Annotated in this window: 22 protein-coding genes; 18 read left to right on the top strand and 4 right to left on the bottom strand. The window is 28.8% G+C overall.

The window, feature by feature from the left end:
- Positions 1–2: 2 nt before the first annotated feature.
- The 5 genes from rsmG (at position 3) to I2E83_RS17165 (ending at position 4,102) form a co-directional block, all read left to right on the top strand.
- On the top strand, positions 3–722 hold the full coding sequence (rsmG, locus tag I2E83_RS17185) for a 16S rRNA (guanine(527)-N(7))-methyltransferase RsmG (protein WP_195266368.1): 720 nt from the start codon (positions 3–5) through the stop codon (positions 720–722).
- A gap of 210 nt (positions 723–932) precedes the next feature.
- Positions 933–1,709, top strand: coding sequence for a nucleoid occlusion protein (gene noc, locus I2E83_RS17180; RefSeq protein ID WP_195266393.1), 777 nt, complete (start codon positions 933–935; stop codon positions 1,707–1,709).
- A gap of 171 nt (positions 1,710–1,880) precedes the next feature.
- Positions 1,881–2,642: an AAA family ATPase gene (locus I2E83_RS17175; protein WP_195266366.1), complete on the top strand. Its 762-nt coding sequence runs from the start codon at positions 1,881–1,883 to the stop codon at positions 2,640–2,642.
- 14 nt (positions 2,643–2,656) lie between these two features.
- Entirely contained in the window at positions 2,657–3,508 is an 852-nt protein-coding gene (locus I2E83_RS17170; RefSeq protein WP_195266364.1) for a ParB/RepB/Spo0J family partition protein, read from the top strand.
- A 93-nt stretch (positions 3,509–3,601) separates the two neighbouring features.
- A complete protein-coding gene (locus tag I2E83_RS17165; RefSeq protein WP_195266363.1) occupies positions 3,602–4,102 on the top strand; it encodes a DUF4446 family protein in 501 nt (166 codons plus the stop codon).
- A gap of 12 nt (positions 4,103–4,114) precedes the next feature.
- On the opposite strand, the gene yyaC is transcribed toward I2E83_RS17165, so the two are convergent.
- Together yyaC and I2E83_RS17155 are read right to left on the bottom strand one after the other, a co-directional pair.
- Positions 4,115–4,723 (bottom strand): spore protease YyaC, encoded by a 609-nt coding sequence (gene yyaC, locus I2E83_RS17160; RefSeq protein ID WP_195266361.1) that lies wholly within the window; start codon positions 4,721–4,723, stop codon positions 4,115–4,117.
- A 54-nt stretch (positions 4,724–4,777) separates the two neighbouring features.
- Positions 4,778–5,932, bottom strand: coding sequence for an aminotransferase class V-fold PLP-dependent enzyme (locus I2E83_RS17155; RefSeq protein WP_195266358.1), 1,155 nt, complete (start codon positions 5,930–5,932; stop codon positions 4,778–4,780).
- A gap of 298 nt (positions 5,933–6,230) precedes the next feature.
- Between I2E83_RS17155 and I2E83_RS17150 the strand changes: the two genes are divergently transcribed.
- From I2E83_RS17150 to I2E83_RS17100, 11 genes are all read left to right on the top strand, one after another.
- Positions 6,231–6,470, top strand: coding sequence for a DUF3343 domain-containing protein (locus tag I2E83_RS17150; protein ID WP_195266356.1), 240 nt, complete (start codon positions 6,231–6,233; stop codon positions 6,468–6,470).
- Positions 6,471–6,488: 18 nt separating this feature from the next.
- On the top strand, positions 6,489–7,394 hold the full coding sequence (locus I2E83_RS17145; RefSeq protein ID WP_195266354.1) for a mechanosensitive ion channel family protein: 906 nt from the start codon (positions 6,489–6,491) through the stop codon (positions 7,392–7,394).
- Positions 7,395–7,417: 23 nt separating this feature from the next.
- Positions 7,418–7,603, top strand: coding sequence for a DUF951 domain-containing protein (locus I2E83_RS17140; protein ID WP_008676147.1), 186 nt, complete (start codon positions 7,418–7,420; stop codon positions 7,601–7,603).
- A 107-nt stretch (positions 7,604–7,710) separates the two neighbouring features.
- Positions 7,711–7,998, top strand: coding sequence for a 30S ribosomal protein S6 (gene rpsF, locus I2E83_RS17135; RefSeq protein WP_035284774.1), 288 nt, complete (start codon positions 7,711–7,713; stop codon positions 7,996–7,998).
- Between the two features lie 14 nt (positions 7,999–8,012).
- Positions 8,013–8,474 carry a single-stranded DNA-binding protein gene (locus I2E83_RS17130; protein ID WP_195266352.1) on the top strand — a complete coding sequence of 154 codons (462 nt, stop codon included), beginning with the start codon at positions 8,013–8,015 and terminating at the stop codon, positions 8,472–8,474.
- A 27-nt stretch (positions 8,475–8,501) separates the two neighbouring features.
- Positions 8,502–8,744, top strand: a complete 243-nt coding sequence (gene rpsR, locus I2E83_RS17125; RefSeq protein WP_008676141.1) for a 30S ribosomal protein S18 — start codon at positions 8,502–8,504, stop codon at positions 8,742–8,744.
- Positions 8,745–8,895: 151 nt separating this feature from the next.
- Positions 8,896–9,213, top strand: coding sequence for a MazG-like family protein (locus I2E83_RS17120; protein WP_008676140.1), 318 nt, complete (start codon positions 8,896–8,898; stop codon positions 9,211–9,213).
- Positions 9,214–9,217: 4 nt separating this feature from the next.
- Complete coding sequence (locus I2E83_RS17115; RefSeq protein ID WP_195266350.1) at positions 9,218–11,185, top strand: DHH family phosphoesterase; 1,968 nt, start codon at positions 9,218–9,220, stop codon at positions 11,183–11,185.
- 1 nt (position 11,186) lies between these two features.
- Entirely contained in the window at positions 11,187–11,633 is a 447-nt protein-coding gene (gene rplI / locus I2E83_RS17110; protein WP_195266348.1) for a 50S ribosomal protein L9, read from the top strand.
- A 12-nt stretch (positions 11,634–11,645) separates the two neighbouring features.
- Positions 11,646–13,538, top strand: coding sequence for a Lon family ATP-dependent protease (lonC, locus tag I2E83_RS17105; RefSeq protein ID WP_195266346.1), 1,893 nt, complete (start codon positions 11,646–11,648; stop codon positions 13,536–13,538).
- A 96-nt stretch (positions 13,539–13,634) separates the two neighbouring features.
- A complete protein-coding gene (locus I2E83_RS17100) occupies positions 13,635–14,972 on the top strand; it encodes a replicative DNA helicase (RefSeq protein ID WP_195266344.1) in 1,338 nt (445 codons plus the stop codon).
- Positions 14,973–15,010: 38 nt separating this feature from the next.
- On the opposite strand, the gene I2E83_RS17095 is transcribed toward I2E83_RS17100, so the two are convergent.
- Positions 15,011–15,346: a hypothetical protein gene (locus I2E83_RS17095; protein WP_195266342.1), complete on the bottom strand. Its 336-nt coding sequence runs from the start codon at positions 15,344–15,346 to the stop codon at positions 15,011–15,013.
- Positions 15,347–15,475: 129 nt separating this feature from the next.
- Between I2E83_RS17095 and proC the strand changes: the two genes are divergently transcribed.
- On the top strand, positions 15,476–16,276 hold the full coding sequence (gene proC, locus I2E83_RS17090) for a pyrroline-5-carboxylate reductase (protein WP_195431266.1): 801 nt from the start codon (positions 15,476–15,478) through the stop codon (positions 16,274–16,276).
- Positions 16,277–16,378: 102 nt separating this feature from the next.
- Here proC and I2E83_RS17085 read toward each other — a convergent pair whose 3' ends face one another.
- Entirely contained in the window at positions 16,379–17,551 is a 1,173-nt protein-coding gene (locus I2E83_RS17085; protein ID WP_195431264.1) for a malic enzyme-like NAD(P)-binding protein, read from the bottom strand.
- A gap of 215 nt (positions 17,552–17,766) precedes the next feature.
- Between I2E83_RS17085 and I2E83_RS17080 the strand changes: the two genes are divergently transcribed.
- Positions 17,767–19,056, top strand: coding sequence for an adenylosuccinate synthase (locus I2E83_RS17080; RefSeq protein WP_195266335.1), 1,290 nt, complete (start codon positions 17,767–17,769; stop codon positions 19,054–19,056).
- Positions 19,057–19,342 lie beyond the last annotated feature (286 nt).

Genomic DNA, 19,342 nt, shown 5'->3' with positions numbered 1-19,342 from the left:
CTATGGAATATTTTCAATTAATGAGAGACGCTTCTTTAGAAGTAGGAATGGAATTATCAGAGCATCAATATAATCAATTTATAAAGTACATGAAATTACTTCAAGAGTGGAATGAAAAGATAAACCTTACTGCAATAACAGAAGATGAAGAAGTAATAAAAAAACATTTTATAGATTGCATTAAAGCTTTTAAATCAGATGCAATTAAAAATGCTAAAACTATAATAGATGTTGGAACAGGAGCTGGCTTCCCAGGGTTACCTATAGCTATAATGAATCCTAATGTACAAGTAACATTATTAGATTCATTAAATAAAAGAATAAATTTTTTGAATACAGTAATTAGTAGTATAGGAGTAAAAAATGTAGTTACAATACATTCAAGGGCAGAAGACGGAGCAAGAAAGTCGGAGTTAAGAGAAAAGTTTGATGTCGCTACATCAAGAGCAGTAGCAAATATGGCAGTGTTATCAGAGTTTTGTATGCCATATGTAAAGTGTGGTGGATACTTTGTAGCGTTAAAAGGACCAGCAATAGAAGAAGAGCTTAAAGATGGTCAAAAAGCAATAACAGTTTTAGGTGGAGAGTTAAAAGAGATAATTGAGGTAAATATAGAAAAGTCTGATTTAAAGCATAATATTGTAGAAATTAAGAAGATAAGTAAATGTTCGAAAATATATCCTAGAAAAGCAGGAACAATAAATAAAAAACCTATAAAATAGAATTAAATTCTACAATATATCTAAATAAAAACAGTCGATTAATAAAAAAATATTAATATATATAAGTTCATTTGTAATTTGTTAAGTTATAATAAATTAATTTGTCTTATAATATTAGGTAATAAAAAGAAGGAAATTAGAGAAGAAAATAGAATTTTTAATTTATTGAATAAAATGGTACTTAGAATAATAGGGGATGGTTGGGTGCATATGAATAGAGAAATTACAAATATAAATGTAAATAAAATATTTCCAAATACTTATCAACCTAGAAGATTTTTTAACGAAGAAGCATTAGAAGAATTATCTCAATCTATAAAGGAGCATGGAATAATTCAACCTATTACTGTTAGGAGAAGAGGAGAAAACTTTGAATTAGTAGCAGGTGAAAGAAGATGGAGAGCTGCGAGAATGGCAGAATTAGAAAATGTACCTTGTAATATTATTGAAATAACTGATACACAATCTGCTGAAATAGCTTTGTTAGAGAATTTACAAAGAGAGGATTTAAATTTTATAGAAGAGGCTGAGGCATATTATAATCTTATAAATGATCATAAGTTTACTCAGGATGAATTAGCAAAAAGAATGGGTAAAAAGCAATCAACTATAGCAAATAAGTTAAGATTATTAAAACTTAGTTCAAGTGTTAGATCGGTTTGTATAGAAAATAAATTAACAGAGAGGCATGCAAGAGCATTACTATCATTACCAAATGAAGAATTACAATTAAAAGTTATAGAAAAAGTAATAAATAATTCTCTTAATGTTAAGGCCACGGAAGAAGCGGTTAATAAAGAGCTATTAAAATTAGCTGGAGAAGAGTTGAAGAATAAGGAAAAGAAAAGAGTTAAAAGTGTATTTCCAGCAAAATTATATGTAAATACTATAAAGCAAGTATTTGATAAGTTTAATATACCAGCTGAATATAAATTTAAAGATGATGAAGAATTTATACAAATAACAGTTTCTATACCTAAAAAATAATTTTAATAAGTATATTCTTACTTTAGTAAGAATATACTTATTTTTTTGTAGAAATTTAAGTTTGATTATTAATTTAATTAATTTTTATTCTGTTAATCTTTTAATATTAACAGAAAGTATATATAATATTAATATGAGAAGGGGGGTGAAGCTCTAAAATAGAGCTTTTATATGAAGAAGGTTTGTATATTTAATCAAAAAGGTGGAGTTGGAAAAACTACTACAAACATAAACTTATGCGCATATCTAGCTATGGAGGGTTATAAAGTATTAACAATAGACATAGATCCCCAAGGAAATACAACAAGTGGGTTAGGCTTAGATAAAAGGAATTTAGAATTATCAATGTATGATGTATTAACTTCAGATGCTTCATTAAGAGAGGTTATATTAAAAAGTGAATTAGTACAAAATTTATTTGTAGCTCCGTCAACAATGGAGTTAGCAGGTGCAGAAGTTGAAATGATAGGTAAGGAGAATAGGGAGACTATTTTAACAAATAAAATTAAAGAAGTAGAAGATGAATATGATTTTATTTTTATAGATTGTCCACCATCATTAGGAATACTAACAATTAATGCATTAACATCAGTTGAATCAGTATTAATACCAATCCAATGTGAATTTTATGCACTTGAAGGAGTAGGACAACTTATCAACACTATTCAACTAGTTAAAAAATCATTAAATCAGGACCTTGAAATAGAGGGCGTTGTAATGACTATGTACGATTATAGAACTAATTTAAGTAATGAAGTCCTTGAAGAAGTTAAGAATTTTTTTAATGAAAAGGTATATGAAACTAAAATATCAAGAAATATAAGATTAGCAGAGGCTCCTAGTTTCGGGCTACCAATAATGCTATATGATGAAAAATGCAAGGGTGCGGAATCTTATAAATCATTAACAAAAGAGTTTTTAAGTAGGCAGTAAGTAGGTGAGTAAATATGAATAAAAAATCAGCATTAGGAAAGGGATTAGGTGCATTAATTCCTAATGATAATGAAAGTAAAGAAAATAATAAACCATCAGTTATATCTATGAATTTAATTAGAAGTAATGAGGATCAGCCAAGAAAGGCTTTTGATGATGAAAAAATAGCAGAATTAGCTCAATCAATTAAAGAGCATGGAATAATACAACCTATAATTTTAAATAAAAAAAACAATAGTTATGTAATAGTTGCTGGTGAGAGAAGATGGAGAGCTGCAAAATTATTAGGATTAAAAGAAATACCAGCTATAATAATGGAGTTAACTGAAAAAGATATATTAGAGGTATCTCTAATAGAAAATATTCAAAGACAAGATTTAAATCCTATTGAAGAGGCTATAGCATACAAAAAATTACTAAGCGATTTTAATTTAACTCAGGAGGAGCTAAGTAAAAGAGTAGGAAAGTCTAGAGTAGCAATAAGTAATGTAATAAGACTTACTAACCTTTGTGAAACAGTAAAACAATATTTAATTGATGAAGTTATTACAGAAGGTCATGGAAGAGTTTTATTAGCAATAGAGGATCCAGAAGTTCAATGTGAAGTAGCTCAAAAAGTTATAGATGAAAAGCTATCTGTTAGGGAACTAGAAAGATTAGTAAGATATTTAGGATCTGAGAAAAAGGAAAAAGACAAGGAAAAAGCAAGAGAAATAAATCCATATTATAAGGATGTAACTGAAAAATTGCAAAATTATTTTGGAACTAAAGTGAGTATTAGTAACAAAAATGATAAGGGGAAAATAGAAATAGAATATTATTCAAATGAAGATTTACAAAGGATACTAGAAATAATTAATTTATGATGTTTCACGTGAAACATTATAAATGTGCAAATTATGTTTCACGTGAAACATTTTATGATATTTCTTTATAAGGTCTAGAGAGGAGTATTGAAAGTGGAAAATATATTTAAAGTAATAAATGAAAATTCACCATTTATTATTATTGGATTACTTATTATAATGTTACTACTTTTCATAATTGTAATTTATTTAATAAGATCTATAAATAAGCTTGAAAAGAAATATAGAAGAATGATGAGAGGGGTAAATAATAAAAATTTAGAAGAACTAATAGCTTCTAAATTAGACGAAATAGATAAAGCTATGGAGTTTTCAAACGAAGCCCTTAATAAATGTGAAGTAATAAAGGAAGAAATGAAAGGTTGCGTAAATAAAATAGCTATAATGAGATATAAGGCATTTCCTGATGTAGGAAGTGATTTGAGTTTTTCAATAGCAATACTAGACTCATATAATGATGGCGTTTTGATTACTGGAATTTATTCAAGACAAGATAGTACTACATATGCAAAACCAGTTGATAAGGGAATTTCGAGATATGAGTTATCTGAAGAAGAATCATATGTTTTGAATGAAGCAATTAATAAAAAATAAAAAATGAGAGTCTTATAGACTCTCATTTTTTTGTAAATAATTTAATTTAGAAGGTTTATTAATATATTCAAATTCTTTTGATACTTTCAATATAAAATGGTAGATACCCTTATATATGCAATCTGCTAAGCTCATTACCGTATATAAGCGTGTATTTTGTAAAACTATAAACTCAAAGTTCCCTCCAATATTTACGATTCCTGTGATGCTTAAATCTCCTATAGGGGGTAAATTTTTATTTAAGGCTAATCCAGGCTGAAGTGGTTTTTTATCAATAAAAACTTTCCCTATATTACTTATTTTTCCTAAACATGAATCTATAGCGATAATATAAGGATTATCAAAATTTAAATTAATTTTATTAATTATTTCATTAAGGTTCTTAGAGTGAATAGGACTTTCTAATGATCCATAAATATGAATTTTATTTTTTGAAACATTTTTTAATTTATATCCAATCAATGGACCAAGAGAATCACCTGTACATCGATCAGTTCCTATACAAATGAAAATTATATCTCTGTTTGAGTAAAGTATATCTTTTAAATTATTATATAAATAATCCCTAATCTCTATATAAGAGTTAGGCGATAATGAATCGATTGAAATTGGTTCATTCATATAAAAACCTCCTTTATTGAAATTATTAACAATAAAGGAGGTTTTTATTCAAGGCTATTTTGATTTTATTATCTTGTTTATGGAGTCTATAGTGTATTTAATATCTGATTTCTCATTAAAGTAACTAAGGCTTAATCTAACAGTACCTGATGGAAAACTTCCTATAGTTTTATGTGCAAGCGGAGCACAATGAAGACCAGACCTATTTTTTATACCAAAATCATTATCAAGAGCAAAAGATAATTCAGCAGTATCAATATTATTAATATTAAATGAAACACATGAGGTGTAATTGCTATTATTAATATCCTCGTAAAGAATGATATCATTGATGTTAGACATTTCGCTAACAAGATAATCTCTTAAAAATTTATTTTTATTATAAATTGCATTTATGCCTTCGGTTTTAATGAATTTAATACCTTCAACTAAGCCTACTATACCAGGCATATTAAGAGTACCGGATTCAAATTTATCTGGTAAAAAATCAGGTTGCTCTAGTGAGTGAGATAAGCTTCCAGTTCCTCCTAAAATGAAAGGATTGCATATGTTATTAAGACTATCATCTATTATAAAGCCACCAATTCCTTGAGGACCAAATAAGCTTTTATGTCCAGTAAAAGCTAGTGCACTTAAGTTAACATCTGTAAAATCTATGTCTAATACTCCAGCACCTTGAGCAGTATCTAATATAAAAAATATATTTCTACTTTTACATAAAGCTCCAATTTCTTTAATTGGTTGAATGCTACCAATTACATTAGATGCTTGACTAAGTACTACCATTTTAGTATTTGGTTTTATATTATTTTTAATATCTTCAACAGAGATAAAGCCAAATTTATCAGCAGTTACAATATCCAGTTCTATTATTCCTTTATTCTTCAAATTAACTAATGGCCTTAAAACAGAGTTATGTTCCATAGAAGATGTTATTACATGATCTCCAGTTGTAAGGGATCCATTTATTAATATATTTAATGAAGTAGTTATATTATTGGTGAATATTACATTTTCCATAGAATCAAACTTGAAAAAATCGGATATAACTTCCCTTGCCTCAAATAGAAGTCTATTAGTTTCTAGAGCATTATTATGGTTGGAGCGGCCAGGATTTCCTCCAATATTAGTTAGAAAATTGTATATAGAATCAACAACATTCTTAGGCTTGGGAAATGTTGTACTAGCATTGTCTAAATATATATTCATGATTAACTCCTTATAAATTATAGAAATTTAAATTTATAATAAAATTATAAGATACTTTATTATTATTTACAAAGTAATAAATTTATAAAATAATGGATTTTTGAATGGAATGATAAAATGAAAACTTAATTAAAATTTAATAGAAATTAAATTTATTGATGAGCAAAAGAATGTATACTTAAATATAGCAAATATTTTATATAGGATTAAGAATATATAAAATCATTAATATAGATTCTTAATTGAAACATATATATAATATAATTAAATATAAATAAACTTGAAGAGGGAGGACATTATGAAGTACTATATTATAGTTTTTAAAAATACACTTGATGCTATGAATGGAGAAAAAGTTTTAAAGGAAGAAAATATGATTTTTAAGATGATGCCGACTCCTACAGCAATTACACAAAGCTGTGGAATTTGCATTAGACTAGAAGAAAAAAAATACATAGATGAAATTATATCAAGGGATATTATAAGATATAAACATATATATGAGAAAGATCAAAATGAGTTTAAGGAAATAATTTAATAGTATTAGAGGTGAGTTATGCAAAATTTCATGACATTGATCAGTACTGGTATAGATGAGAATGGGAAAATTGTTTTTAATGTTGATTGGGAAGTTGCGTGGACAAATGCGGTAAGCACATTTGAGTTTGTATTGAATAAGGGAATAAGGTTTATATTACTTATAGTTGCTATGTATCTTGCTATAAAAATAGGAGATAAGTTAATTGATAAGTTTGTAAAAAATCAAATTAAAAGTAAATTAAGTTTTTCTATGAATAGGCAAAAAGCAATCACTGTAGGAGCTATACTTAAAAGTTCATTAAAATATGCAGTATATATATCAGGAGCTGCTATAATAATAGGAAGTACATTTAAGGTATCAGCAGCTGTTTTAAGTGCTGTTGGTTTTGTAGTCGGTATTGGAGCTCAAAGCTTAGTCAAAGATTTAATAAATGGTTTTTTCATACTTTTTGAAGATCAATATGGAGTAGGAGATTATGTAACCATAGGTAAGTATAGTGGTATAGTGGAAAATATTGGAATAAGATCCACGGTATTGAAGGATTTCAGCGGAGATGTACATGTTTTACCAAATGGAGCTGTATTAGAAGTAACTAATCATTCAAGAGCAAATATGAGGTTTATGGTCGATGTAGAAATTGCATATGAAGAAGATGTAGATAATGCAATTAAGTTAATTGAAAATACATGTAAAAAATTTAAAGAGAAAAATAAAGATGAAGTTAAGGAAGATATTGAGGTATCAGGTGTTATATCATTAAATGCATCAGGTGTTACGATAAGAGTAGTTGGGAAATCTAAGCCTCTATCTCAATGGAAGATGGAAAGAGAATTAAGAAAAGAAATAAAGAAGACATTAGATGAGGCAGGAGTAGAAATACCGTATCCAAAGACTCAAATAGTAAATAATAAATTTGTTTAATTTAAATGGTTGGAGGTTTAATTATGATAGAGACTTTTGATTTAGGTGATATAGTAGAAATGAAAAAGCAGCATCCATGTGGAAGTAAAGAATTTGAAGTTATAAGACTTGGAGCAGATATAAAAATTAAATGTACAGGTTGTGGAAGAATTATAATGCTACCAAGAAGCAAATTTCAAAAAGATGCCAAGAAAATCGTTAATTTATAGTAATTAAATTTAAAACTTGCAAAAGAAAATGAATAATGCTACAATATTTAATTGTAATCCCTGCTGTGTAAAGCACAGCCAATGTCCGAGGGGAGGAGGTGAAAATGATGAGAAAGTACGAAACTATATTCATACTACACCCATCATTAGATGAAGAAGCTTGTAAAGCTAACATCGAAAAGTTTAAGGGTGTAATAGAAAACGGTGGAGGAACTATAGAAAATGTTGACGTTTGGGGTAGAAGAAAGCTTGCTTACGAAATCGCAAAAGTTAACGAAGGTTTCTATACATTAATCAACTTTAATGCTGATTCAGAGCTACCTAAAGAGTTAGACAGAATATTCAGAATTACTGATGGAGTTTTAAGACACATCATAGTTAAACAAGAAGCGTAAGAGGTGATATTGTCATGAATAAGGTAATACTTATTGGAAGGCTAACAAAAGATCCAGAGCTTAATTTTGCAGCTGGAAGTGGTACTGCAGTAACAAGATTTTCTTTAGCAGTAACAAGACCTTTTAAAAAAGATGAAACTGATTTTATCAATTGTATAGCTTTTGGTAAAACTGGTGAAACAATAGCACAATATCTTACAAAGGGCAGACAACTAGCTGTTACTGGAAGTATCAGAACTGGAAGTTATGATGCTAAAGATGGAACTAAGAGATATACAACTGATATAGTTGTAGATTCATTTGAGTTTATCGGATCAGGTAACAATGGTGGTGCTGGAAGAGACCAAGGTTCATATAACAATGGATATGGTTCTTCTAATATGGGTTCTGATTATTCAAATTCATCAAATAATTTTGGTGGAATGAATTTTGAGGAAGACATGACTCCTGTAGATGATGGAGATATGCCTTTCTAATAGTCTAATAAAAAGGAGGGAATTAGCATGAAAGACATGAAGAGATCTGGAAAAATGAGAAGATCTAAGAGAAAAGTATGTGCTTTTTGTGTAGAAAAGGCTGAAGCAATAGATTATAAAGATATTACTAAGCTAAGAAAGTTCGTAACAGAAAGAGGTAAGATATTACCAAGAAGAATTTCTGGAACTTGCGCTAAGCACCAAAGAGAATTAACAACTGCTATAAAGAGATCAAGAAACATAGCATTATTACCATTCACAACTGAGTAGTATAATCAACCCCTGACATATCAGGGGTTTTTTATTATATTAATACAATTAATATTTTACAAATATTGTAAAAGACTTCATAATTTGTTGCAATAAAAGTAAATTATAATTAAAATATATATACAAGGGTATTAGTATAGGGGTGAGCAGGGTGAAGAGAGATGATTTAAATATAATGGCTAATATAAAAATGATAGAAAAATTAAAGGCAAATTTATTATGTATAATAGGTGAATTCTATCATTTACTTACTAAAGGAAGTAATGTAGCTCAAGATGCAATTTTAAATTGTATATCAGGTGCTATACTCGTATTATATGTATTGGCTCAAAAATTAGGATATTCATGTCAAGATGTAGATGATGACATGAAAAAGAAATTGCAAGTTGGTATAGCAGAAGGACATGAGTATGAAAAGGATGGAAGAAGTTTAAGCAAACTTCAATTACATTTAAAGGAGCACCATTAATCTTATGATATGGAATGATTTAATAAAAAAAAGGCTTAAAAGTATTAGGCCTATAATTACGCCACTTATTTTTGTAGGAGCATGTGTGGGATTTTATTATATAAAAAGTACTCTTTTAGGATCTATATTGTTAATTTTATTTATTATATTTAGTTTAAGCGAATATATGATAAAAGGTAAATATGATGATAATATAGAAAGAATTAAGGAAAATATAAATAAAGATATAAATAGTAACATATTAAATTTAATATTTCCATTAGCTTTAATAAAAGAATCTGGAGAAATTTTTTGGAGTAATAAGGAGTTCCAAAAATTTGTTCCAGATGAAGATCCTATAGGATTAAATGTAGTTAGTATTGCTAGGGGATTAAATTTATCTAGACTATTAACCTGTGATAGAGATTTGCATCAAAAAATAAAGATATTGGATTCTTTATATAAGGTATATGCAACTAAAATAGAAAAATATGATTTAGATGAAGATTTATATATAGTTTATTTTAATGATATAAGTAATTTGAAAAATATAGATAATACTAAAGAGAGTATAATGCTTATAGAAGTAGATAATCTAACAGAAGCTTTAGAAACTACATTAGATAGTGATAGACCAATGTTAGTTGCTGAAATTGAAAAAACAATAAATTTATATGCCCAAAAACTTAAGGCAATGATAACAAAATATGACTCTAATAAATATGTTCTTTCAGTACAAGATAAGTATATAGATGAAGAGGTAAATAATAAATTTTCTATATTAGAAGATATATCAAAAATAGATCGAGGTAATAAATTTGAAGTTACTTTAAGTATTGGTATCGGAAGAGGTGGAACTTGTCCTCTAGAAAATAATACATTTGCTGTTACGGCAAAAGAATTAGCATTAGGTAGAGGCGGGGACCAAGTAGTTCTGAAGAATAATGAGAAAATAAAGTTCTTTGGTGGAAATACTAGAGAAATAGAAAAGAGAACTAGAGTAAGAGCAAGAGTTATTTCTCATGCATTAAAGGAATTAATATATGAGAGTAGTAATGTTTTTATTATAGGTCATAAAAATCCTGATATGGATTGTTTTGGATCATCTGTAGGGATATCATCCGTAGTAAAACAATTAGGAAAGCCGTGTAACATCATATTAGGAGCTGAAACTACAGCTATTGATTATTTTTTATCTAAACTAAAAAATGATTCTAAATATGATAATTTATTTATTTCTACAGAAGAAGCTTATGAACAAATTAATGAAAAAACTTTGTTAATTATAGTAGATGTTCATAATAAGGGGTATATATTAGATACAAGTATTGTTGAAAAGGCACAAAGAAAAATAATTATAGATCACCATAGAAGAAGCCCCGATATAGTTGAGGGTGCAATTTTAAACTATATAGAAGTATATGCTTCATCTACATCTGAAATGGTTACAGAAGTTATTCAATATATGGTTCAGAAGCCTAATTTAACTAGATTAGAAGCGGAAGGTTTACTTGCAGGAATATTTATGGATACAAAAGGCTTTTCTTTTAAAGCAGGTGTTAGAACCTTTGATGCCGCATCATTTTTAAGAGGGCTTGGAGCAGATACAATTGAAGTTAAAAAGATGTTTATGGATGATCTTGAAGATTATTTGGTTATTGCAGATACAATAAGATCTGCAGAAGTTAAAAATGGTTTAGCTATTGCAGTTGCTCCTAAAAGATTAAAAAAAGGATTTATGGCAGCTAGAGCTGCTGATGAACTATTAAATATATCTGGGATAAATGTATGCTTTGTATTAGCAGAAATAAACGGAGATATAACCATTAGTGGTAGATCAATAGGAGAAATAAATGTTCAAGTAATACTTGAAGCAATAGGTGGTGGTGGCCATATGAATATGGCTGGAGCTCAATTAAATAATACATCAATAGAAAGTGCTATAAAAATACTAAAACGATCAATAGAAAAACATTTAAAGGTGGGTGAATAACATGAAAGTAATTTTATTACAAGATGTTAAAAAAGTAGGGAAAAAAGGAGATATCGTTGATATATCAGATGGATATGCAAGAAACTTTTTATTTCCAAGAAAGTTAGCAGAAGAGGCAAATAACAATAATATGCATATCTTAAATGCTAAAAAGGAAAATGAAAGAAAGAAAAAATTAGCAGAAATTGAAGCCGCACAAAAATTAGCTTCTGAATTAAAAGGCAAGGAAATAAAAATTGAAGCTAAGAGTGGAAACGGTGGAAGATTATTTGGAGCTATAACAAGTAAAGATGTAGCTGAATTAATAAATAAGCAATTTAAATTATCAGTAGATAAGAAAAAAATAGTTATGGATACAATAAAGGTTGCTGGTAGTTACGATATAGAAATAAAGCTATATCCAGAAGTTTCAACTAAGATGAAAGTAATAATCACGCCGCAATCATAAGGAGGACTAAGTTTGAAGACTTATGACGAAACAAATATAGAAAGTATATTAGATAGTGAATTATCTTTAGATGCACAAGTCAATGTTATAAATCAAATATTAAATAATGTATTAGATGAGGGTGCAGTAAGAGCAAGAATTGTAAGGTTTAAGCTTCAAAAGTATGCAAACTCTACTAATATATGTGAAAGAGTATATGCATTAAATGTAATTGCCTCTGATGGAAAAGGTATAAAATCTGTACCAGGTGAAGAGGAATTAAGAGGTGTATTAGAAGATACAATTTATTATATATCAGAAAATATAGCTAGAAAGTATGTCCAAAATAAGGTGGAAACACAAGTTGAAAAAGCACTTCAAGAAAGACAAGATAAGTTTATTGATGAACTTAAATTATCTATAATAAAAAAGCAAAAAGGGCCTGAAAGTGCAAAGACTACTAAAAAGCTAGAAAGATTAGAAGAGTTAGATTCAAAAAAGATTAATAAAAACGTAATGAGTCTTTTAAGACCTGAAAATTTTGATGAAGTAGTAGGTCAGGAGAGAGCAATAAAGTCACTTATATCTAAAATGGCATCTCCATATCCTCAGCATATAATTTTATATGGACCACCTGGGGTTGGTAAAACTTCAGCAGCAAGATTAGCTTTAGAAGAAGCTAAAAAACTAAAGTCTACTCCATTTGATGATGATTCTAAATTTGTTGAAGTTGATGGAACTACATTAAGATGGGATCCAAGAGAAATAACAAATCCATTATTAGGATCAGTTCATGACCCTATTTATCAAGGTAGTAAGAAGGATTTAGCTGAGATAGGTGTCCCAGAACCTAAGACTGGATTAGTAACTGAAGCTCATGGAGGAGTTCTATTTATAGATGAAATTGGTGAATTAGATGAAATCCTTCAAAATAAGTTATTAAAAGTATTAGAAGATAAAAGAGTTGAGTACTCATCATCTTATTATGATCCAGATGATGAAAATACACCTGAATATATAAAATATCTTTTTGAAAAGGGTGCACCAGCAGACTTTGTTTTAATTGGTGCAACTACAAGAGAGCCAGGAAAAATAAATCCAGCATTAAGATCTAGATGTACAGAGGTTTATTTTGAACCATTATCATCTAGTGATATTAAGGGAATAATAGACAATGCAGCTAAAAAGTTAGATGTTCAATTAGAAGATGGAATTGCTGATCTTATAAGTAGATATACAATAGAAGGTAGAAAGGCTGTTAATATATTAGCAGATGCTTATGGCTATTCATTATATCACTCAAAGGATAAAGCAGACAATATAATTACACTTAAGGATGTAGAAGAGGTTATTTCTATAGGTAGATATGTACCTTATGAAATATTCGAGGATATAGATAAATCTGAAATAGGCCATACATATGGATTAGGAGTAAGCGGATTTTTAGGTTCAACATTAGAAATAGAAACAGTAGTGTTTGAATCTAAAAAGCCAGGAATGGGAACTGTAAAATTTAATGATACAGCCGGTTCAATGGCAAAGGATTCTGTATTTAATGCTGCATCAGTAATAAGAAGAATTACTGACAAAGATATAAAGGATTATGATATACATGTAAATGTAGTTGGTGGAGGAAAAATTGACGGACCATCAGCAGGAGCAGCAATTACTATTTCAATAATAAGTGCTTTATTAGAAAAGCCTATAAGACAAGATATCGCTATAACAGGTGAAATATCATTAAGAGGAAATATTAAGCCTGTTGGTGGAATATTTGAGAAAATATATGGTGCTAGAAGAAAAGGAATAAAGCTTGTTGTTATTCCTAAAGCTAACGAAAAGGAAATACCATTAGATTTAAAGGATATAGAAGTTAAAGCCATAAGTCATATAGAAGAATTAATGGAAATAGTCTTTGAAAAATAAATTATTAATTAAGCTTCCAAAAGGAAGCTTAATTTTATTTTATATAATATGAAAATTTGATATAATATATTATTATGAAAAGGAAGGAGGTTACATATGGAAGCACCAATAATGAGGAGTTTACCTCAAAGTTTAGAAGCAGAACAGTCTGTAATTGGATCCATGATAATAGATAAAAGTGCTATTGCTAAGTCTTTAGAAAAATTAAATGATGAAGACTTTTATAGAGATGGGCACAAGGTTATATTTAAGGCTATTAGAGAAATGTTCTCACAAGATATGGCTGTTGACCTTGTAACCTTATTAGAATATTTAAAATCAACAGATAATCTAGATAAGGCTGGTGGAGTTACTTATATATCAGAAATAAGTTCATCAGTAATTACTACTGCTAATTTAGAAGCCTATATAAAAATAGTAGAAGATAAATCGTTATTAAGAAAATTAATAAAGTCATCTACAGCTATTATAGAAGAAAGCTATAATAAACAGGATAAAGTTGATGATGTATTAGATTTAGCTCAAAAAAAGATTTTTGATTTAGCAGAAAAACAAGGCTCAAACGATTATGAACCACTTTCTACAGTTTTAGAAAGAGGATTTATAGAGATTGAAAGATTATTTAATAATAAAGGATCAATAACAGGTGTTGGTTCAGGAATAAGAGATTTAGATGCTAAAACATCTGGATTTCAAAAAGGAGATATGGTTCTTATTGCAGCTAGACCATCTATGGGAAAAACTACATTTTCACTAAATATAGCAGAAAATGCAGCATTAAGAGAAGGAAAGAGTGTAGTTATATTTTCACTAGAAATGCCTAAGGAGCAATTAGCTTATAAATTGCTTTGCTCTGAAGCTAATGTTGATATGTTAAAGCTTAGAACTGGTAATTTAGATGATGATGATTGGGAAAGAATAGCTAGAGCTACTGGTCCTCTATCAAAAGCCAAAATTTATATAGATGATACAGCGGGACTAAGCGTAATGGAAATGAGGTCTAAGTGTAGAAAGATAAAAATGGAGCATGGAATAGATATGATTCTTATAGATTACTTACAGCTAATGAGTGGTAGTTCAGGAAGTGAAAGTAGACAACAAGAAGTTTCAGAAATATCTAGATCTATCAAAGCTCTTGCAAAAGAGATGGAGTGTCCTATAATTGCGTTATCTCAGTTATCACGTGCTCCAGAACAAAGAGCTGATCATAGACCTATGCTTTCAGATTTAAGAGAATCAGGATCAATAGAGCAGGATGCTGACGTTGTTATGTTCTTATATAGAGATGAGTATTATAACAAGGAAACAGAAGAAAAGAACATAGGTGAATGTATTATAGCAAAACAAAGAAATGGCCCAGTAGGAACTGTAAAAATGGCTTGGATAGGTTCACAAAGTAAATTTGCTAACTTAGAGCTGGTTTATAAGGAATAAAAACAAAGCTATGCATAAGCATAGCTTTGTTTTTAAATTTAATTTCGAGTTTTTGGAATTTTAAAGTAAATTAAATTAGCACAAGCAATATTTTCAGTCTTGTCTATATTTACATTTTTTAAATAAAATGACCTTTTGAAATTTACTTTATCATTATATTTATTTTTTAAGGAGAGATTTAAAATAAGAAAGTTATTTACATACTTTATTAAAATTTCTTCCTTAGTTAAACCTCGAAGTAAAATATAAATATCATAGAACTTGTCTCTATTTACTATCTTAATAATAGGTTTTATATTTTCCTTTGAAGGACTAAACTCTAATAAATTATCTATTTTATTTTCTATATCTGTGAGCAATAAATTATTTTTCATAACTAATCCCTCCTTATTGATAGTTTATGACTTAAAGATAAAGCTATCCTATGAGTATAATGGGGAAACTTATAAATAATAATTAATTAAGAAAATTATTTACAATGAATTAAAAAGAAGGTGAAAGTAATGAATGAAAAGATAGGATTTATAGGCTGTGGAAATATGGGAAAAGCAATGCTTAATGGACTTATAAATTCAAGTTATACAAGTGTTGACAATATTATAGTATCAATGAGAAGTGAAGAATCAAAAAATAATATAATGAATGAATTTAATGTAAAATGTACATTAAACAATATAGAAGTAGTAAAATTTTCTGATGTACTATTTTTAGCTGTAAAGCCCAACATGTATAAAAGTATTATAAATGAAATAAAGGATTATTTAAAAAAGGACACTATTATAATATCTATAGCTGCTGGAATAAATTTATCTGATATAGAAGAGTGGTTAGATAAAAATTATAAAATTGTAAGAACTATGCCAAATACACCAGCTTTAGTTGGTGAAGGCATGTCAGCTATTTGTCCTAATTTAAATGTAAATAATGAAGAACTACTTCTTGTGTGCGATATTTTTAAAAATTTTGGTAAATACGAAATATTAGAAGAAAAATATTTTGATGCTTTTATTGCATTATGTGGTTCATCACCAGCTTATGTATTTATGTTTATAGAAGCTATGGCAGATGCTGCTGTAAAACTTGGGATACCAAGAAATAAGGCATATAAAATGGCAGAGCAAAGCATATTAGGATCAGCAAAATTGGCTTTGGAAACTGGCAAACATCCAGCAGAATTAAAGGATATGGTTTGCTCTCCAGGAGGAACAACTATAGAAGCTGTAATTGAATTAGAAAGTAATGGATTCAGAAATGCAGTAATAAAATCAATGGAAAAGTGCGCAGAAAAGTCTAAGAATATGTAATAAGAAGGAGCTACAGCAGAATTTTGTATTTTTAATTGTGCGATAGCTCCTTAGTATTTTTAAGTATAAAAATATTAAAATTATATCGTAAGTAATATAATATTATATTCTAGCAACACCACTTTTAATTGCAGCTTTTTTAACTGCTTCAGCAACTGCTTTTTGAACATTTAAATCAAATGCTTTAGGCAATATAAAGTCAAAGTCAAGATTATTTTTACCTACAGAATTAGCAATAGCATATGCAGCTGAAATTTTCATTTCTTCATTAATGTCTGAGGCTCTTACATCCAAAGCTCCTCTAAAGATTCCAGGAAAGGCTAATACGTTATTAACTTGATTTGGAAAGTCGGATCTTCCAGTACCTATTATTTTTACGCCAGCTTCCTTTGCATCATCTGGGAATATTTCAGGAACAGGATTTGCCATAGCAAAAATTATTGAGTTTGAATTCATACTTCTAGCCATTTCTTTTGTAACTAAGTTAGGAGCAGAGACTCCTATAAATACATCAGCACCAATTAAAGCATCTTTTAAGCTACCGCTTATGTTATCTTTGTTAGTAATTATAGATAATTCCTTCATTGAATCATTTAAATTTTGAGTATGAGAGTTAATTATTCCTGACTTATCACATACTATTATATTTTTTGCGCCAAAGGAAATTAATAATTTACATATAGCAGTTCCTGCAGAGCCAGCACCATTTATAACAATTTTTATATTGTTAATATCTTTATTAACTAATTTTAGTGCATTTATTAATCCTGCTAATACGACTATAGCTGTGCCATGTTGATCATCATGAAAAACAGGTATATTTAATCTTTCCTTAAGTTTATTTTCTATTTCAAAACATCTAGGGGCAGATATATCTTCTAAATTTATTCCTCCTAGGCTTGGAGATATTCTAACAATTGTTTCAACTATTTCATCAACATCTTTAGTATCCAAAACTAATGGAAAGGCATCCACGTTTCCAAATTCCTTAAATAATATAGATTTACCCTCCATAACTGGAAGAGATGCTAATGGGCCTATATCACCTAATCCAAGTACAGCAGTCCCATCTGAAATCACAGCAACAGTATTCCATTTTCTTGTATAGATATAAGCATTATCTGGATCATTATGAATTTGCCTACATGGTTCAGCTACTCCTGGAGTATATGCTAAACTTAAATCATTTTCATTAGATATTTTACATCTGGATGTTACTTCTATTTTACCTTTTAGTTTTTCGTGATATTTTAAAGCTTCTTCATAAATATTCATATCAATACTCCCTCATATAGAATAAATAAATTAATTTAATTAAAAATATAAATAAGTACTATTATATTATACGAATTATAATTATTTAATGCAAAAAAATATTCGCAAATAAGTTGAAAGTTTATTTTTACTTTGTTAATATGGTACTTGGAGATTAATATTGATTAATTTTATTAATAAGGGACTTGCAGTCCTTTAGCAAGGAGGCAATGTAAATGTCAGCATTTGTTGTTCTAGGAGCTCAATGGGGAGATGAAGGAAAGGGGAAGATGACTGATTATCTTGCAGAAGAAGCACAGGTAATAGTTAGATTCCAAGGAGGAAATAACGCTGGTCATACAGTTGAAGTTGGAGATAAGCAATATAAACTTCATTTAATCCCATCAGGAATATTATATGATAATAAATTGAATATTATAGGAAATGGTGTTGTTGTAGATCCTAAAGCTTTATTTACAGAAATAGATTATCTAGAAGGTGAGGGTGTTAAAGTTACACCAGAAAAGCTTGTAGTTAGTGATAGAGCACACATTATTATGCCATACCATAAGATTTTAGATAGCTTGAAAGAAAAGGCCAGAGGGAAAAATGATATAGGTACAACGGGAAAAGGAATAGGACCTTGTTATACAGATAAGTTTGAGAGATCTGGAATAAGAGTATGCGATCTTATAAATGAAAAGATATTTAAAGAAAAGTTAAGGGAAAATATAGATTTTAAAAATCAATATATAGTAAAGGTATTAGGTGGAGAAGCATTAAACTACGATGAAATTCTTTCTGAATACTTAGAACTTGCAGAAAGATTAAAGCCATATGTACAAGATACTTCAGTAAGACTATATGATGAAATAAAACAAGATAAAACAGTTTTATTTGAAGGTGCTCAAGGAATGCTTTTAGATATAGATTATGGAACATATCCATATGTAACATCTTCAAATACTACAGCTTGTGGTGTAGCAAGTGGATCTGGAATTGGACCAACTATGGTTACTAATGCAGTAGGTATTGCAAAAGCATACACAACAAGAGTTGGTAAAGGACCATTCCCGACTGAGCTAGATAATGAAATTGGTGAATGGATAAGAGAAAAGGGACATGAATATGGAGTAACTACAGGAAGATCAAGAAGATGTGGATGGCTAGATGCTGTTATATTAAAAACAACAGTAAGAGTATCAGGATTGACATCATTATGTGTAACTAAGATAGATACTTTAGCTGGTTTAGAGAAACTTAAAATTTGTGTAGGATATAAGTTTAATGAAAAAGTTATAGATTACTTCCCTGCAAGTTTAGAGGATCTAGCAAAGTGCGAGCCTATATATGAAGAGTTCGATGGTTGGGGAGAAGAGGTAGCAAATGCTAGAAGCTACGATGAGTTACCTGAAAACGCTAAAAAATATTTAACAAGAATTGAAGAACTTACAGATACAAAAATATCAATAATAGGTGTGGGTCCAAGAAGAGATCAAACAATAAGAGTAACAAAAGAGTTATAAAATAAATAAATAGGAGGCTATAGCAAAAAATATTTTGATATTAGCCGATAAGAATGGAATTTCTAATTGGAATTTTCCTTTTTGCAGATATATAAATAATATATAAAAATTTCTATTTAAATAAAAAAACGTCTTTAAGGAAGTAAAATCAATGGTTTAAAAGGGGGTCGCGAAACGCGACCCCTTTTATAAAAATAAGAGATTAACTTTTTTAAGGCAATAAAGCTTAATTGAAATTGAATAAATTTTATACTAAATAGATTTTTGAGATTGGTCTTAATTATAA

It is taken from the genome of Clostridium sp. D46t1_190503_E9 (assembly GCF_015555225.1).
GTDB lineage: Bacteria > Bacillota > Clostridia > Clostridiales > Clostridiaceae > Clostridium.
Note: the sequence above shows the minus strand (reverse complement) of the source record. Positions and strands in the feature narration are given on the sequence as shown.

What these genes read in the sequence shown, in the direction of transcription:
- rsmG (WP_195266368.1), top strand. Translation starts at nt 3, where the DNA reads ATGGAATATTTTCAATTAATGAGAGACGCTTCTTTAGAAGTAGGAATG.
- noc (WP_195266393.1), top strand. Translation starts at nt 933, where the DNA reads ATGAATAGAGAAATTACAAATATAAATGTAAATAAAATATTTCCAAAT.
- I2E83_RS17175 (WP_195266366.1), top strand. Translation starts at nt 1,881, where the DNA reads ATGAAGAAGGTTTGTATATTTAATCAAAAAGGTGGAGTTGGAAAAACT.
- I2E83_RS17170 (WP_195266364.1), top strand. Translation starts at nt 2,657, where the DNA reads ATGAATAAAAAATCAGCATTAGGAAAGGGATTAGGTGCATTAATTCCT.
- yyaC (WP_195266361.1), bottom strand. Translation starts at nt 4,723, where the DNA reads ATGAATGAACCAATTTCAATCGATTCATTATCGCCTAACTCTTATATA.
- I2E83_RS17155 (WP_195266358.1), bottom strand. Translation starts at nt 5,932, where the DNA reads ATGAATATATATTTAGACAATGCTAGTACAACATTTCCCAAGCCTAAG.
- I2E83_RS17150 (WP_195266356.1), top strand. Translation starts at nt 6,231, where the DNA reads ATGAAGTACTATATTATAGTTTTTAAAAATACACTTGATGCTATGAAT.
- I2E83_RS17145 (WP_195266354.1), top strand. Translation starts at nt 6,489, where the DNA reads ATGCAAAATTTCATGACATTGATCAGTACTGGTATAGATGAGAATGGG.
- I2E83_RS17140 (WP_008676147.1), top strand. Translation starts at nt 7,418, where the DNA reads ATGATAGAGACTTTTGATTTAGGTGATATAGTAGAAATGAAAAAGCAG.
- rpsF (WP_035284774.1), top strand. Translation starts at nt 7,711, where the DNA reads ATGAGAAAGTACGAAACTATATTCATACTACACCCATCATTAGATGAA.
- I2E83_RS17130 (WP_195266352.1), top strand. Translation starts at nt 8,013, where the DNA reads ATGAATAAGGTAATACTTATTGGAAGGCTAACAAAAGATCCAGAGCTT.
- rpsR (WP_008676141.1), top strand. Translation starts at nt 8,502, where the DNA reads ATGAAAGACATGAAGAGATCTGGAAAAATGAGAAGATCTAAGAGAAAA.
- I2E83_RS17115 (WP_195266350.1), top strand. Translation starts at nt 9,218, where the DNA reads ATGATATGGAATGATTTAATAAAAAAAAGGCTTAAAAGTATTAGGCCT.
- rplI (WP_195266348.1), top strand. Translation starts at nt 11,187, where the DNA reads ATGAAAGTAATTTTATTACAAGATGTTAAAAAAGTAGGGAAAAAAGGA.
- I2E83_RS17100 (WP_195266344.1), top strand. Translation starts at nt 13,635, where the DNA reads ATGGAAGCACCAATAATGAGGAGTTTACCTCAAAGTTTAGAAGCAGAA.
- I2E83_RS17095 (WP_195266342.1), bottom strand. Translation starts at nt 15,346, where the DNA reads ATGAAAAATAATTTATTGCTCACAGATATAGAAAATAAAATAGATAAT.
- proC (WP_195431266.1), top strand. Translation starts at nt 15,476, where the DNA reads ATGAATGAAAAGATAGGATTTATAGGCTGTGGAAATATGGGAAAAGCA.
- I2E83_RS17085 (WP_195431264.1), bottom strand. Translation starts at nt 17,551, where the DNA reads ATGAATATTTATGAAGAAGCTTTAAAATATCACGAAAAACTAAAAGGT.
- I2E83_RS17080 (WP_195266335.1), top strand. Translation starts at nt 17,767, where the DNA reads ATGTCAGCATTTGTTGTTCTAGGAGCTCAATGGGGAGATGAAGGAAAG.